This window comes from Phyllobacterium sp. LjRoot231 (assembly GCF_964253365.1).
Classification (GTDB): domain Bacteria; phylum Pseudomonadota; class Alphaproteobacteria; order Rhizobiales; family Rhizobiaceae; genus Phyllobacterium.
This window is the reverse complement of the sequence record NZ_CAXUQT020000001.1, coordinates 3,781,370-3,796,026: the sequence shown is the minus strand read 5'-3', so window position 1 is coordinate 3,796,026 and position 14,657 is coordinate 3,781,370. Positions and strand designations below refer to the sequence as shown.

At 56.5% G+C, this 14,657-nt stretch carries 14 protein-coding genes; 6 read left to right on the top strand and 8 right to left on the bottom strand.

The features are described 5' to 3' along the window. Positions 1–12: 12 nt before the first annotated feature. Complete coding sequence (locus ACSQ3H_RS18940; protein ID WP_436118461.1) at positions 13–618, bottom strand: TIGR00730 family Rossman fold protein; 606 nt, start codon at positions 616–618, stop codon at positions 13–15. A gap of 174 nt (positions 619–792) precedes the next feature. Here ACSQ3H_RS18940 and ACSQ3H_RS18935 point away from each other — a divergent pair, with 174 nt between their 5' ends. From ACSQ3H_RS18935 to pssA, 5 genes are all read left to right on the top strand, one after another. Next, positions 793–2,043, top strand: coding sequence for a LysM peptidoglycan-binding domain-containing protein (locus ACSQ3H_RS18935; protein WP_436118460.1), 1,251 nt, complete (start codon positions 793–795; stop codon positions 2,041–2,043). A 92-nt stretch (positions 2,044–2,135) separates the two neighbouring features. Beyond that, entirely contained in the window at positions 2,136–2,510 is a 375-nt protein-coding gene (locus ACSQ3H_RS18930; RefSeq protein WP_436118459.1) for an ArsR/SmtB family transcription factor, read from the top strand. 71 nt (positions 2,511–2,581) lie between these two features. Further along, on the top strand, positions 2,582–4,399 hold the full coding sequence (locus ACSQ3H_RS18925) for an ABCB family ABC transporter ATP-binding protein/permease (RefSeq protein ID WP_436119496.1): 1,818 nt from the start codon (positions 2,582–2,584) through the stop codon (positions 4,397–4,399). A gap of 105 nt (positions 4,400–4,504) precedes the next feature. Next, positions 4,505–5,203, top strand: coding sequence for a phosphatidylserine decarboxylase (locus tag ACSQ3H_RS18920; RefSeq protein WP_436118458.1), 699 nt, complete (start codon positions 4,505–4,507; stop codon positions 5,201–5,203). 85 nt (positions 5,204–5,288) lie between these two features. After that, the gene (gene pssA, locus ACSQ3H_RS18915; RefSeq protein ID WP_436119495.1) at positions 5,289–6,056 is read left to right on the top strand and encodes a CDP-diacylglycerol--serine O-phosphatidyltransferase; all 768 of its coding nucleotides are present in this window, start codon (positions 5,289–5,291) and stop codon (positions 6,054–6,056) included. Positions 6,057–6,074: 18 nt separating this feature from the next. Here the strand turns inward: pssA and ACSQ3H_RS18910 are convergent, their stop codons facing one another. Both ACSQ3H_RS18910 and ACSQ3H_RS18905 read right to left on the bottom strand, forming a co-directional pair. Further along, the gene (locus tag ACSQ3H_RS18910) at positions 6,075–7,124 is read right to left on the bottom strand and encodes an alpha/beta hydrolase family protein (protein WP_436118457.1); all 1,050 of its coding nucleotides are present in this window, start codon (positions 7,122–7,124) and stop codon (positions 6,075–6,077) included. A 51-nt stretch (positions 7,125–7,175) separates the two neighbouring features. After that, entirely contained in the window at positions 7,176–7,886 is a 711-nt protein-coding gene (locus ACSQ3H_RS18905; RefSeq protein ID WP_436118456.1) for a hypothetical protein, read from the bottom strand. 143 nt (positions 7,887–8,029) lie between these two features. Here ACSQ3H_RS18905 and ACSQ3H_RS18900 point away from each other — a divergent pair, with 143 nt between their 5' ends. Beyond that, on the top strand, positions 8,030–9,088 hold the full coding sequence (locus ACSQ3H_RS18900; protein ID WP_436118455.1) for a helix-turn-helix domain-containing protein: 1,059 nt from the start codon (positions 8,030–8,032) through the stop codon (positions 9,086–9,088). Here the strand turns inward: ACSQ3H_RS18900 and ACSQ3H_RS18895 are convergent. The 5 genes from ACSQ3H_RS18895 to alr all read right to left on the bottom strand — a co-directional run bounded on the left by ACSQ3H_RS18895 (position 9,085) and on the right by alr (position 14,656). Next, a complete protein-coding gene (locus ACSQ3H_RS18895; protein WP_436118454.1) occupies positions 9,085–9,837 on the bottom strand; it encodes an SDR family NAD(P)-dependent oxidoreductase in 753 nt (250 codons plus the stop codon). The two genes, ACSQ3H_RS18900 and ACSQ3H_RS18895, sit on opposite strands and share 4 nt — an antisense overlap. A 6-nt stretch (positions 9,838–9,843) precedes the next feature. Continuing rightward, a complete protein-coding gene (gene purF / locus ACSQ3H_RS18890; protein ID WP_436118453.1) occupies positions 9,844–11,337 on the bottom strand; it encodes an amidophosphoribosyltransferase in 1,494 nt (497 codons plus the stop codon). Between the two features lie 131 nt (positions 11,338–11,468). After that, on the bottom strand, positions 11,469–12,071 hold the full coding sequence (locus tag ACSQ3H_RS18885; RefSeq protein ID WP_436118452.1) for a CvpA family protein: 603 nt from the start codon (positions 12,069–12,071) through the stop codon (positions 11,469–11,471). Between the two features lie 18 nt (positions 12,072–12,089). Continuing rightward, entirely contained in the window at positions 12,090–13,490 is a 1,401-nt protein-coding gene (gene radA / locus ACSQ3H_RS18880) for a DNA repair protein RadA (protein ID WP_436118451.1), read from the bottom strand. Next, positions 13,490–14,656 carry an alanine racemase gene (gene alr, locus ACSQ3H_RS18875; RefSeq protein WP_436118450.1) on the bottom strand — a complete coding sequence of 389 codons (1,167 nt, stop codon included), beginning with the start codon at positions 14,654–14,656 and terminating at the stop codon, positions 13,490–13,492. The genes radA and alr overlap by 1 nt, the downstream gene beginning before the upstream one ends. Position 14,657: the final 1 nt, after the last annotated feature.

Sequence of the window (14,657 nt, the reverse complement as noted above, 5' to 3'; positions counted from 1 at the left end):
TCCCCTTCGCCGCTACAGCCGCTCTATGATTGCTTCATTGCCTTCCCGGTCACCTCGTGCAGCAGCGTTGAGGATGGCGGGTACGATGTCTTCCGGCTTCTCTACCACAAGCGGATTGACCAAATGTGACGTGTGCACGAAACCTTCGGCTTTCATGTGCTCGATGAGGGCCAGCATCGGATTCCAGAATCCGTTGATGTTGGCGAAGACCATGGGCTTCCGATGGCGGCCGAGTTGCGCCCAAGTCATGATCTCGACGATCTCTTCAACAGTGCCAATACCGCCAGGCAAAGTAACGAACGCATCCGACCGCTCGAACATCTTATGCTTGCGCTCATGCATGTCTTCGGTAACAATAAGCTCCGAAAGCTGGCCAAGCGCGTGTTCGGTGGCCTCTTTGTTCATAAGGAATTTGGGAATAATTCCTGTGACTTTGCCGCCCGCAGACATGACTCCGTCTGCAACTGCGCCCATAATACCCTTGGTGCCGCCGCCATAGACGAGCTCAAGCCCGTGCTCAGCGATCGTTTGGCCGAGAAGCTTGCCGCTTTGTTTGTAAATCGGGTCGCGACCCGGTGATGAGCCGCAATAGACACAAATGGATCGAATCTTGTTCATCCAATGAGTGGTGCCTTGCACATCACAAAACGTCAAGTCGGTACAAATGCGACAAAAGTTTCATATGCCGGCTTCTTTATCGTACGTCGAAAGAATGGGTCTGAATCTAAAGGGTTTTCTTGTAGCGTGACAGAAAAGGCGCTAGAGCAAAAGGAACAATAGGATCGGGGAACGATGTTCGAGAATAAATTTGCGCTTTTGGGATTTGGTACTGTCGTTGCGGCCGGTCTTGTCGCAGCCTATGTAGGTCTGATGCCGGGTAAGCCGGCTGTGGAGCAACCGGCCTCTGTGATGAGTGGAACTGCACAGCCACAGCCTGCCGCACCCGCGACAAATTCCGAATCTCAAATTCAGCCTTTGACGACCGTACCTGATACCAACGTTGCATCCGGACAGTCTGCTCCAGCCGTGCCTCAAAGTGAGGCGAATGGCGCCCCTACCTTCGATGTTTTGCGCGTCGATCCATCAGGCACAATTGTCATTGCCGGCAACGCTGCAAAAAATGCGACGGTTGACCTCCTGTCGCGCTCGAGTGTCATCGGCACAACCAAATCGACGGAGAATGGTGATTTCGTTATCGCGCTGGACCAACCGCTGAAGCCAGGCGACTACCAGCTCGTCTTGCGTTCGACAACACAAGACGGCAGTTCCATGACCTCACTCGAGACGGCGATAGTTTCTATTCCGGAGTCAGAGACTGGTCAGGTATTGGCTCTTGTCGAACAATCCGGCCAGCCAAGCCGCATGATTACAAAGCCTGAGCCGGTGGAGTCCGCGTCTTCGGCAACCACCCAGCCAACGACAGTTGCCGCGCCCAAGGGTGACAAGCCGGTCGTGCCACCCGCTGAGAAAGCACTCATCGCTGTGGAAGCAGTCGAGATAGAAGGCAACAAGATTTTCATCGCCGGTACTGCCCAGGCAGGATCGACGGTCAAGGTCTATGCAAATTCCGCTCTGCTTGGAACGACGAAGACAGCGCCCAATGGCCGGTTTCTGGTACAGACTGTTCAGCAGTTGGCCGTCGGCGACTATATCATTCGTGCCGACATGCTGGGCAAGGATGGCGTGACGGTCGTGGCCAGAGCCGCTGTTCCGTTCAAGCGTGAGGCTGGCGAGCGCGTCTCGGCCGTCGCAGCGGCAACTCCCGGCGCCGACACACAGGCCGAGACTGGTGCCGTTACTTCGCAAACCGACGGACAGGCGCCGCATGTCGCAGATGCGGGCACACCCCTGCAGAATGTCGATGGATCGGTGATTATCCGCCGCGGTGACAGTCTTTGGCAGATTTCTCGCCGCACCTATGGCGCTGGCATGCGTTACACGACTATCTATTTGGCCAACAAGGAACAGATCCGTAATCCGGATATGATTTTCCCAGGTCAGGTCTTTGCCTTGCCGGAAAAAGATAAACCCGAGGCTCAATAGAAAAGACGGGCTGTAGAATCCCGTTTTTCGGAAAAGTCCGATTGCATTTTCCCCTTGCGCTGGAAAGTTATATCGTTTATCGCCGATGAACGATGAAATGCACAGGTACATTCCAACATCATTCTGATGCAGATACAGCGCGCACTCTTGCCGCGTTGGCACATCCAGCGCGGTTACGCATCATCCGTCAGCTCGCATGCCTGGACGCTTCGTGCTGCAAGGATATCGTCGCCGGGCTTGATCTGGCGCAATCGACCGTGTCGCAACATCTGAAAATTCTAGTCGATGCCGGTCTTGTTCATTACAAGCAATCCGGCCAGAGCTCCCATTACAGCATCAATCCTGCAGCATTTGCCAATGTCGCCGCCCTCGTGAGCGACATGGCCAGCCTTTGCTGTGCGCCAGACACAACAACCATCGGGGAAACGCTGTCGTTGCCCGTGCTCGAAATTGCCTTCAAGGATTAACAGTGGCCAATAAAACTGTCTCAGACGAGTCTGGAAAGACCCTTCAGACCATTCGTAATCTCTGGCCCTATATGTGGCCGATGGAACGCCCCGATTTAAGAATGCGGGTTGTTTGGGCTTCCGTCTACCTGATCATCTCCAAGGTGGTCCTGATCCTCGTTCCCTATTTCTTCAAATGGGCGACAAATGCGCTGAATGGTAAATTCGAGGCCTCTGATCTGATACCGGCACTTCTCGTCGGTCCGCTCATGCTCGTGGCGGCCTATAATGTGGCGCGTATCGTGCAGGCCGGTCTCAACCAGCTGCGCGATGCGCTTTTCGCCAGTGTCGGCCAATATGCCGTGCGAAAACTCGCCTATAAGACCTTCGTTCATATGCATGAATTGTCTTTGCGTTTCCATGTGGAACGCCGTACCGGTGGCCTTTCGCGTATCATCGAGCGCGGAACGAAGGGCATCGAAACCATTGTCCGCTTCACCATTTTGAACACGGCGCCGACGATCATCGAGTTCCTCATGACCGCCGTCATTTTCGCCGTCACCTATGGTATGTCTTATCTGGCGGTCGTTGTTGCGACGGTCTGGCTCTATACGTGGTTCACCGTGCGTGCGAGCGACTGGCGAATTGGCATTCGCCGCGACATGAACGCATCCGATACGGATGCCAATTCCAAGGCGATCGACTCGCTGCTGAACTATGAAACCGTCAAATATTTCGGCAATGAGAATATGGAGGCCGGCCGCTTCGATGCTGCCATGGCGCGTTACGAGATTTCGGCGACGCGCATCTGGACTTCGCTCGGCTGGCTCAATTTCGGACAAGCGGTGATTTTCGGCATCGGCATGGCGGTCATGATGATCATGTCGGGCAGGGAGGTGCTTGCCGGAACGCAGACACTCGGCGATTTTGTTTTCATCAATGCGATGCTGATGCAGCTGTCCGTCCCGCTCAACTTTATCGGCTTCATTTATCGCGAAGTGCGTCAGGGCCTGACGGATATCGAGCAGATGTTCGATCTTCTCGACGTCGAACAGGAAGTGATGGACAGGCCGAACGCCAAGGCGCTGGTGATCGAACGAGGTGCCGTGCGTTTCGACAATGTGCAGTTCGCCTATGATCCCAAGCGCCCCATCCTGAAGGGCGTCAGCTTCGAAGTTCCCGCAGGCAAGACCGTAGCTATCGTTGGGCCATCGGGTGCAGGCAAGTCGACCCTGTCGCGCCTGTTGTTCCGCTTCTATGACATTCAGAGCGGGTCGATCACGATCGATGGCCAGGATATCCGTGACGTGACCCAGGATAGCTTGCGATCTGTCATCGGCATGGTTCCGCAGGATACCGTCCTCTTCAATGATACCATCGCCTACAACATCCGCTATGGCCGCATCAGCGCGACCGAGGTCGAAATGCGCAATGCGGCTGAGTTGGCACAGATTGGGCCTTTTATCGAGACATTGCCTGAAGGCTATGACGCCATGGTGGGAGAGCGCGGACTTAAGCTTTCCGGCGGCGAAAAGCAGCGCGTGGCAATCGCCAGGACTATACTGAAAGCGCCGCCTATTCTGATCCTGGATGAGGCGACATCGGCGCTCGATAGCGCCACCGAACATGAAATTCAGTCCGCGCTTGATCTTGTCAGCCGCAACCGCACGACATTGGTCATAGCCCATCGGCTTTCTACCATCATTGGGGCTGATGACATCATTGTCCTGAAGGATGGAGTGATTGCCGAGCGTGGCACCCATGCGAAGCTTTTGGCCAAGAGGGGGCTCTATGCCTCCATGTGGAACCGTCAGCGCGAGGCTACAGAAGCTGAAGAGCGTTTGCGCCGCGTACAGGCGGAAGACGACCTTGGCGTCATCGTCCGTGGAAAGCCTGCTCTGCCGGCGTGAAGGGTTTGCTCCATATCCAATTCTCCGATAAGTAACGCGCAAATTCCGTTGGCGCGATTGCCAATTCATGGAACATGAGCTGCCGGCACAATCAGGAACAAATAAATGAGTCTTGTCGATTCCATACGCAACACCTTGGTGCCCATCCACAAGGAGGGTTATCCGTTCATCGCCGGGTTTGCCGGAGCGACGGTAATCCTTGGCTATTTCTGGGAACCGTTGTTTTGGATCGGCCTCATTCTTACGGCCTGGTGCAGCTACTTCTACCGCGACCCGCAGCGTGTCACACCAACAGATGACAAGCTGGTCATCAGTCCGGCGGATGGTATCGTTTCGGCCGTGGGACCTGCTATCCCGCCGCGCGAGCTAGGCTTGGGCGACAAGGAGATGACGCGGATATCGGTGTTCATGAATGTCTTTTCCTGCCACATCAACCGCGCCCCGGTACGCGGCCGGATAACAACGATCGTGCACAAGCCGGGCAAGTTCCTTAACGCCGAGCTCGACAAGGCCAGCGCCGAGAACGAACGCAATGGCCTTTTGATCGACAGCCCGAACGGCAAGGTGGCCGTTGTGCAGATCGCCGGGCTGGTGGCGCGCCGTATTGTCTGCTGGGCCGATGAAAACACTGCCATTTCGATTGGAGAGCGGTTCGGTCTCATCCGCTTTGGCTCGCGCGTGGATGTTTACCTGCCGGAGGGCTTTACGCCGCGCGTTGCGATCGGCCAGACTGCGGTTGGCGGCGAATCCGTCATTGCTGAGTTCGGTGGCGCGGCAAGCGCTCCGCTGGTCCGGATCAGTTGAGGCAGGGCGTATGACCGAGACCGAAGTCGATCCATTGTTTGACGAGAAGCCGCAGACAGCCGAGCCGATTGGCCGGCGGATTCCCATGCGCTATCTCGCGCCCAATGTCATCACGGTTCTCGCGATATGCGCCGGGTTGACTGGTATCCGGCTGGCCTTCGAGAACCGCTTTGAGCTGGCTGTTTCCATGGTCCTGTTGGCTGCGTTTCTCGACGGCATCGACGGCCGCATTGCCCGTATGATGAAGGGGTCGACGAAATTCGGCGCCCAGATGGATTCGCTCGCCGACATCGTCAATTTCGGCGTCGCGCCAGCGCTGGTGCTCTACGCCTATATGCTCGATCAGGCGCGCTCCTTTGGCTGGATAGCTGCGCTTCTGTACTGCATTGCTTGTTGCCTGCGCCTTGCGCGTTTCAACGTGATGCTCGACGTGGTCGGCAAACCGCTCTGGCAGAACAACTTCTTCACGGGTGTACCGGCTCCTGCAGGGGCGATGCTCGTCATGCTGCCGGTCTATCTCGGCTTTCTCGGTCTCGCTCCCACCCGTACACTCGCATTTGCCGCATCCGCCTATACCGTCGGTGTCGCTGTCCTGATGATCAGCCGCCTGCCGGTCTACAGCGGTAAGGCTGCAGGCACGAAGCTGCGCTCCGACTGGGTCATGCCAACCTTCCTGTTCATTGTGGTCTACGTGGCATTCCTGATGAGCTACACGTGGCAAACGCTGACACTGACGACTATCGCCTTCTTCATCACGCTGCCATTCAGTGCACGGGCGTGGAAGCGGTACGAGGCGGCGGATCGCGCCGCCTTGGCAAATGCGGAAAGTGCTGGTTCCGAAACCACCGTCTGACGCCGGAACCATAGTGCATCACTGATCGGCCTTAAGCGTACGGTTAAAGGCGTCGGTGATCATACTGACCAGTTGAGCATGAATTTGCGCGCGGGATCGCCCGCCGCCGTCATCGCAAAGCGGATCGTCTATCTTCTCTGCCTTGAGAATGTCGTGAGCGCCGGGTTTGCATTCGGCAAACATGCTATAATGGCTTGCATCTTCGATCACTGCATACCTCGCATTTGAAATGGCTTTTGAGATCCAGGAGGCTTGTAGGGTAGGGGGAATTTCGCCCGGTCGTCCAAGATTAATGATATCAACCGGAATTTTAATGCTGGCAAAGCTTTTGAAGTCAAAGATATCGGATGGGGCAGGATCAATCGCCATCGCAAACCGAATGCGATCATCTTTATTGTCACGGCCGGCGGGTTGCAAATTCATAGCGTGAAGATCAACGCCGCTTTGTCTGACCCACCCACAAAGAGAAGGATTGAGCAAGTTTGTATCGCAATAGCCTGCGAGGAGTTGCGGGTTTACGCGAGCCCCCGCAATTGCCAAAGCTGTGTTACCACCCATCGAAAGACCAAGAGCAGCAATTTCGTCTTGATCAAGGTGATTCTGGAAAAAATCTTCCTTCTGTATTGTATTCAAGGCTTCCGTGAGATCGGCAGGCCGCAACCAGAGCTTCATAGTTTCGGCTGCAGATTTATTTTTACCCGTATTCCCCGGATGCGTAGGAGCGGCAACAACAAACCCCTGTCTGGCTAACGGTGTTGCAATCCAGCTCAAAGCTTGCGCGCTGCCCGCTAGCCCAGCACCATGTGAAAGCAGGATGAGCGGAAACCTTCCCTCAGAGATTGGGGCATCACGCATGGCGGGCGTTCCCGTGAAAAATGCATTCTCACCAAGAATGACCTTTTCACCACCTGCTTGCGCTGGATACCAAACGGTCACATCGAGATTGACGCCTCGCTCTTTCGAGGGGGCAAGGATTTGACGAACGCCAACGCTAACGTCGGCCCGAGCGATTTGTAGCATTGCCACAGTGGAAACGGCGGCAGCACAAAGTATGGTCCAGAATTTCATTGAAATCTCCATCGTTTTCTCGTGTGGAAATGAATGCTTATGGGACATGACCTACCGGATCGTGGCGCGTACATATTCACTCTTGATCTCGATTGACGGCTTTGCTCCGGGCGTGCTTTCGCGCTTGCTGTCGATGAACGAGGCCTTGGCATCGATCACGTAACTGATGGGCGTATCCTTGACGAAGCTGAAGGTCGCATCCAAAGCATGCGAATCCAGCCTGATTGTCTCGCTGTTGTTCGTCCGGTCGAACCGCATGTTGCTGCGGACTGCATCGCCTTTGATATCGAGGCTCGATGCATACCCATCCAGCGAGAAATCAGCTGCATTGCCTTTAATGCGAATGCCACGATAGTCGCCTGAAAAGCGGGCTATGAGCGCGTGTTGCTCTATGTCCACATCGCCATTTTTAGGCAGGTTGATGTGGATGCGTACTTCACAATCGGAAAGACTAAGCAGTGGAGCATCGACGACATGGATCAGCAGAGTTTGATCTTTCAGCTCGGCCGAGGTGCCCGTTTCGCACTCATTGGAAAACCAGATCGAATACCAGTTCGAAAACCAGCCGGATCGATTGCCGACGATACTTGCTGCGTAGGGCTGCGTGTCCGTGGTGGTAAACTCGACCCGGCTTGCCTCGCCGGTTATGGCGACCGTTTTGATGTTTGCCATGTCGAGCGGCTTGCTCGGTTCGGCGCTTGCCGCAACTGGCGTAAGCGTTGTGAAAAGCAGTATCAACGAAGCAAAAAAGCCGGGCATCATGTTCTCCTGAGGTTGGGCGCTATCGTCAGCGCTGACCTCAGGAAGCTGTATGCTTGCGGTATTTTCGACCTTGATTGCATTTCAGGTCGTCCGCGATTGCAATTCAGGACATAGTGGCGTTCACAATTCGCTGGTTAATTGCCATGATCTTTGTTCCGTTGCCCTTTGTCGTTGCCTTGCTGCTTTTCATCCTTCTGATCCAGATGATCAGACGGCGGGAAGTGACTGTTTTGAATCCGTTTTTCTTCAGCTTGATCGCTGTGTATGCCCTGCAATCGATGGTCATTGGTTTGCGGTGGGGCTACGGCTTGCGGGAAGTGCTGCCAGTGCAGGCTGTGCTTGCAGCAGCTATCGCGTCACTGGCCTGGCTCAGCTTCGAGGGCTTGCGTACCGGACGATCTCCTTCAAAGCGGCCTCTACTGTGGCTGCACGCGCTCCCACCATTGCTGGTGGCCGCACTGGTCGCGTTCTGGCCCGCGCCAATCTCTCTCGTGCTTATCCTGATCTTTGCGGGCTACGGTGCCGCGCTCACATGGCTGGCATCGGCAGGTCCGGATGCACTTGCCTCGTCGCGGCTCGACGGGGTGATCAACTCGCACCGCGCCTTGCAGGTCACAGCCTTTGCCATAGTTGGTTCCGCTGTGATCGATATCGTTATCAGCCTGGACTTTGCGCGGTCCGGCGGCATTCATTCCGGCCAGATTGTTGCCATTGCCAACGTGCTCGCCTTGCTGGTTCTGGGCACAGCCGCAACCGTCGCGGGTGCAAGCCAATCGTCGGCTGATGACGAGCCAGAGGAGAGGGAAAGCGCAAATCAGCCAAGCGCTGAAGATACGGAAATAGCAGCCTCTCTCGACGGATTGATGCAATCGCGCGTGCTCTACCGCGATGTAGATCTCAATTTGAACCGGCTTGCCCGCAAAATGGGCCTATCGGTCCGGCAAGTCTCCAATGCGGTCAACCGCGTCAAATCGATGAGCGTCTCGCAATATGTGAATGATTACAGGGTGCGAGAGGCTTGCCGTTCGCTCGCTGACACAGACGAGCCGATCACGCGGATCATGTTCGATGCCGGCTTTCAGACGAAGTCGAATTTCAACCGCGAGTTCCTTCGTGTGACAGGCGTGAGTCCAAAGGCATGGCGTGCCCGGGCTTCTGTCGCAAACGAGAAGGTCGAAAAGATCATCCGCCTCGTGGGTTAGCTCGGATCGTTATAGCTCAGCAATTTTCCGGCACGCACATCGTAGAGCTTGCCGGTCGCATCGAGTGCTGGATCGCAGAGGAGGGCGATCTTTGCTGCAACCTCTGCCGGTGTTGGCAGCGTTTCGGGATCTTCGCCGGGCATGGCCTGCGCGCGCAAAGCGGTACGGGTTGCACCGGGATTGACGGAATTAACGCGCAGCCGTGTCTGGCGTGTTTCTTCCGCCCAGGTGCGCGCCATCATTTCCACAGCGGCCTTGGAGGCTGCATAGGGGCCCCAATAGGCGCGTGCCGTGTGTGCAACGCCCGACGACAGCAGGATTGCGCGGCCCGCGTCAGAAAGCTTCAGAAGCGGGTCTGTTGTGCGGATCAGGCGCCAGACACTGGAAACATTGATCGCCATCAGCTTGTCGAAGACTTTTGCCTCCACGTGTCCGATCGGCGAAATCGTTCCAAGAACGCCTGCATTGGCGACCATGATATCGAGCTTGCCCCAGCGCTCATGAATGGAACCGCCTAGACGATCGATAGCGGGCATGTCGGTGAGGTCCAAGGGAACCAGCGTTGCGGTTCCGCCTGCCGCCTTGATCTCGTCGTCGAGTTCTTCAAGACCGCCCACTGTGCGGGCAACGGCAATGACATGGGCGCCGCGTGCAGCGAGTTCTTTGGAGAGAGAATAGCCAATGCCACGGGATGCGCCGGTAACAAGCGCAAGCTTGCCGTCCAGCCGAAAACTGCCGTCAGAAATCATGGAAAATTAACCGTTGTTAGCAAGAAGCGAGAACTGGCGAACGTTGCTCGTACCATCCTTGTCGAGAAGCCGTGTGGGATAGTCGCCAGTGAAGTAGTGGTCGGTAAAGAGCGGCGAGCGTGGATCGCGGGGAGCGCCGCTGACGGCTTTGTACAGGCCGTCGATCGACAGGAAGGCCAGGGAATCCGCCCCGATATAGTCGCACATCGCGTCAAGGTCCGCATATTGGTTAGCGAGAAGCTTGTCCGCATCCGGCGTGTCGATGCCGTAGAAATCCGGGTGGAAGATCATCGGGCTGGCAACGCGGATATGCACTTCGCGCGCGCCGGCATCGCGGATCATTTGCACGATCTTGACCGACGTCGTGCCACGCACGATGGAATCGTCCACAAGCACGACGCGCTTGCCCTCGATGACGGCACGATTAGCCGAGTGCTTCAGCTTCACGCCAAAAGCTCTGATCGACTGGGTTGGCTCGATGAATGTCCGGCCGACATAATGGTTGCGGATAATGCCAAGCTCGAAGGGAATGCCGCTTGCCTGTGCAAAGCCAATGGCTGCTGGGGTGCCGCCGTCCGGAACCGGAACAACCACATCGGCCTCGAGTGGTGCTTCCTTGGCGAGATTGATGCCCATGTTCTTACGGGCAGTGTAGACATTGCGTCCACCGACGACCGAGTCTGGACGGGCGAAGTAAACGTATTCAAACAGGCAAAGCCGTTCGCGCTTGGGATTCTGCGGCTTGTATGTATCGATACTGATGGAACCATCAGCCTGTATCTCGCAAACTACCACTTCGCCGTTCTCGATATCACGTACGAATTTCGCACCGATAATGTCGAGCGCACAGGTTTCGGAAGCAAAGATCGGCTTGCCATCGAGGTCACCCATCACCAGCGGACGGATGCCGATAGGATCGCGCGCAGCGATAAGCTTGGTGCGGGTGAGGGCGAGCATCGCGTAACCGCCTTCCATCTGGCGGATCGCGTCGATGAAGCGGTCGCTCGAAGAAGCGTGGCGCGAACGGGCGATGAGATGCAGTACGACTTCCGTATCGGAGTTGGACTGACAGATAGCGCCATCGGCAATAAGCTGGCGGCGCAAGGTCAGGCCATTGGTGAAATTGCCGTTGTGAGCAATGGCAATGCCGCCGACTTCAAGTTCGGCCAAAAGCGGCTGAACATTGCGCAGGACCGTATCGCCAGTCGTCGAATAGCGTACATGGCCAATCGCCCTGTCGCCGGGCAGCTGCGCGAGGGTGGCCGGGTTGGTGTAGTGGTCGCCGACGAGACCCATGCGGCGCTCGGAACAGAACTGGCGGCCATCATAGGAGACGATACCGGCTGCTTCCTGTCCGCGATGCTGCAGGGCGTGCAGCCCGAGCGCAGTCAGAGTTGCTGCGTCGGGATGCCCCAAAATGCCAAACACACCGCACTCTTCATGCAGTGTGTCGTCATCGAGGGACATCAATTGAGTATCGTCACGAGAAATGTCGGTCATTGCCGCCAGCCTTTCGCCGCAGAGTCAATCGTGCCTGTTTTGCATTATGCCACACTATATGGAGCATTACCAAGTAAACGCCAAGGCCTGATAGATGCCAATATTGACGCAGTTGTGTTCTTCGAACCGTATTACGGCTGGTTTGTCGACCCCTCCGGCGGAATGTCTTCTTTCGGTTCCGGCGTCGTCGTGCCATCCGGCGCCGCATCCGGGGAAGCAGTCGTACCCGGCTTCAGGCGATTGAGGATGGTTGATTCGGGATCTTCCGGCAGCAAACCAATCAGTTTTGCACCAAGTTGGTCGATCATTGGCTTGGATTTTGCCTGACCGACCCATGCCGGCTGATTTTCAGGAACCAGCCAATTGAAGAACAGCATGGCGACAACGACAAGGAGAATGCCGCGCGCCGCACCGAAGAGAAAGCCGAGCGTGCGATCCAGAGCGCCGATACGGCTGTCGATGATGAAATCAGCGATCTTCATGGTGATGATCGATACAACAATCAGTGTAACGATGAAGACCAGACCGGCCGCTGCAATCTGCGCAATCGTGTCATTGCTGATATAGGGCGCGAGGAACGGAATAACTGGCTTGTAGAACAGATAGGCAGCGGCTGCCGCGGCCGCCCAGGAAACCACCGACAAAACCTCGCGGGAAAAGCCGCGCACCATGGCAAGGACCGCTGAAACGAGGGTGATGCCCAATAGAATTCCGTCAAGCAACGTTATCGGCATTTTATTTTCGTCCCCATATCAGTCGTCGCGTTGTCTTTTACCCGGTCCCGACGCCGCGATCCGGGCCACAAGGTCCGGCAGCGAGGCGGTCTCGGTCAGACGAGCATTGCCGTTCTTTGCCACGTCGTTGCTTCCCTTGGGAAGAACAGCCTGCTTGAACCCAAGCTTATCTGCTTCCTTCAGCCTCTGCACAGCATGCGCCACCGGGCGAACCGCACCAGATAAACTGACTTCGCCGAAATAGACGCAATCTGCGGGAAGGGCAATACCGGCAATTGAGGAAACCAGTGCAGATGCAACTGCAAGGTCAGCTGCAGGCTCGGTTATTCGATATCCGCCGGCCACATTGAGGTAAACATCGTGCTGTCCGAACCTTACGCCGCAATGTGCTTCGAGCACGGCGAGAATCATCGACAGCCGGTTACCATCCCAGCCCACAACTGCGCGCCGGGGTGTCCCGAGCGTGGAGGGTGCAACGAGCGCCTGGATTTCAACGAGAATCGGACGCGTGCCTTCCATACCCGCAAAAACCGCTGCTCCGGGCGATTTATCATTGCGTTCACCCAGGAAAAGCTCGGAAGGATTGGCGACTTCGCGCAAACCCAGGTCCGACATTTCAAACACCCCAATTTCGTCGGTAGGGCCAAACCTATTCTTCACCGTCCGAAGGATGCGGTAATGATGGCCGCCTTCACCTTCGAAATAGAGCACTGCATCGACCATATGTTCGACGACGCGCGGCCCGGCAATCTGGCCATCCTTGGTCACATGGCCGACGAGAACAACCGCTGCGCCGGTCTGTTTGGCGTAACGGATCATGGCCTGGGCGCCAGCCCGCACCTGCGTCACCGTGCCCGGCGCTGAATCGGCTGCATCGGTCCACAACGTCTGGATCGAATCGATAATGATCAGATCCGGCCGCTTCGAATCGGAGATGGTGGCCAGAATGTCTTCGACATTGGTTTCAGCGGCAAGCAGCACATCCGTGTCGGCCGCATGCAACCGTTGGGCTCGAAGCCTGATTTGTGCGACGGCCTCCTCACCGGAAACATAGACTACACGATGGCCTTTGCGTGCGAGAGCAGCTGCCGCCTGGGTAAGCAATGTGGATTTGCCGATGCCGGGATCGCCACCAACAAGAATTGCCGAACCGCGAACGAATCCTCCACCGGTAACGCGATCGAGTTCGCCAATGCCCGACTGGATGCGCGGTGCGTCCTCGATTTCGCCGGAGAGTGTGGTCAGTGCCACCGCGCGACCCTTGCGGCCCGACAATTTGCCCGGTCCGCTGCCGATGCCGCCGGACGTGCCTTCTTCAACGAGTGTGTTCCACTCGCCGCATTCATCGCACTTGCCTGCCCAGCGCGTGTGTACGGCACCGCAGTTTTGGCAGATGAATTGAATTCTAGCCTTGGCCATTAATTGCTTTCGGATTTGAGATACCGGCGGTGATAGCGGTTCCCAAGGTTGGTAAGCAACTCATATCCGATCGTGCCTGCGGCGCGGGCGGCATCATCAAGTGCGATATTCGGTCCAATCAGCTCAATATAGTCACCCGGCTTGACAGCTTTTTCAGCAAGCCCGGTGATATCGAAGGACGTGAGGTCCATGGTAACCCGCCCGATGATCGGCACTTTCTTGCCCGCAATAAAGCCTTCTCCGCCGTTGGGCACAGCGTTACGCAGAGGCACGCCGCTACCCGATGCGGAACGCAGATAGCCATCCGCGTAGCCCACCGAGCAAATGGCGATACGTGTGTCGCGTTTCAGCGTCGCCGTGGCGCCATAGCCTACAGTCTCGCCTTTCAGACCAGTACGGATTTGCACGATGCGCGCTTCCAGCGTCACCACGGGACGCATGGGGTTGGCGGCGCCTGAGAATGGTTCGCCGCCATACATGGCAACGCCGGGGCGGCTGAGTTCATATTCGCCGATTCCTGCGTGAAAAATTCCCGGCGAATTGGCAATACTTGATTCAATTCCTGCAAAAGTCACGCGAAGCATTTGAAATGATTCGAATTGTTTCCGGTTCAACGCATGCGCCTGATCATCAGCCGTTGCGAGATGCGTCATCAGCAGAACCGGCTTTTGGTTCCGCACGTCAGCCGCGAAAGCCAAGGCTTCGGCCAGGGTAAGGCCGAGACGGTTCATACCGGTATCCACATGCAGCGCAAAGGGAAGCTTGTCCTTGCGGTTGGTATTCCGGCTCTTCCACAGACCGAGTTCATGCAGCGAGCCGAGGACGGGGATGAGGTCCGATTGCTCATAGGCGGAAAATGCATCAGCGAAAAAACCGTTGAGCACGAATACCCGCGCATCAGGCGCAACAGCTTTTACCCGTAGACCCTCCTCGGCCAGCGCGACAAAGAATGTGCGGCATCCAGCCTGCCACAACGCCGGTACGACATGCACAATGCCGAGGCCATAGGCGTCCGCCTTGACCACGGCACTGGCCTGTGCGGGTTTCGACTTTTCGGCGAGGAATAGCCAATTGGCGGCAAGCGCATCGAGATCGATTGTTAACCGCGCACCGGCGAGTCGAGGATCTGCACCGGTTGTGATGATCTGAGGCTTTTTTGCAGTCAAA

Excerpts from the sequence above, each read along its gene's own strand:
- ACSQ3H_RS18895 (WP_436118454.1), bottom strand. The coding sequence starts at position 9,837 with ATGATTTCTGACGGCAGTTTTCGGCTGGACGGCAAGCTTGCGCTTGTT.
- ACSQ3H_RS18940 (WP_436118461.1), bottom strand. The coding sequence starts at position 618 with ATGAACAAGATTCGATCCATTTGTGTCTATTGCGGCTCATCACCGGGT.
- ACSQ3H_RS18935 (WP_436118460.1), top strand. The coding sequence starts at position 793 with ATGTTCGAGAATAAATTTGCGCTTTTGGGATTTGGTACTGTCGTTGCG.
- ACSQ3H_RS18920 (WP_436118458.1), top strand. The coding sequence starts at position 4,505 with ATGAGTCTTGTCGATTCCATACGCAACACCTTGGTGCCCATCCACAAG.
- radA (WP_436118451.1), bottom strand. The coding sequence starts at position 13,490 with ATGGCCAAGGCTAGAATTCAATTCATCTGCCAAAACTGCGGTGCCGTA.
- ACSQ3H_RS18900 (WP_436118455.1), top strand. The coding sequence starts at position 8,030 with ATGATCTTTGTTCCGTTGCCCTTTGTCGTTGCCTTGCTGCTTTTCATC.
- ACSQ3H_RS18905 (WP_436118456.1), bottom strand. The coding sequence starts at position 7,886 with ATGATGCCCGGCTTTTTTGCTTCGTTGATACTGCTTTTCACAACGCTT.
- pssA (WP_436119495.1), top strand. The coding sequence starts at position 5,289 with ATGCGCTATCTCGCGCCCAATGTCATCACGGTTCTCGCGATATGCGCC.
- purF (WP_436118453.1), bottom strand. The coding sequence starts at position 11,337 with ATGACCGACATTTCTCGTGACGATACTCAATTGATGTCCCTCGATGAC.
- ACSQ3H_RS18930 (WP_436118459.1), top strand. The coding sequence starts at position 2,136 with ATGAAATGCACAGGTACATTCCAACATCATTCTGATGCAGATACAGCG.
- ACSQ3H_RS18925 (WP_436119496.1), top strand. The coding sequence starts at position 2,582 with ATGTGGCCGATGGAACGCCCCGATTTAAGAATGCGGGTTGTTTGGGCT.
- ACSQ3H_RS18910 (WP_436118457.1), bottom strand. The coding sequence starts at position 7,124 with ATGAAATTCTGGACCATACTTTGTGCTGCCGCCGTTTCCACTGTGGCA.
- ACSQ3H_RS18885 (WP_436118452.1), bottom strand. The coding sequence starts at position 12,071 with ATGCCGATAACGTTGCTTGACGGAATTCTATTGGGCATCACCCTCGTT.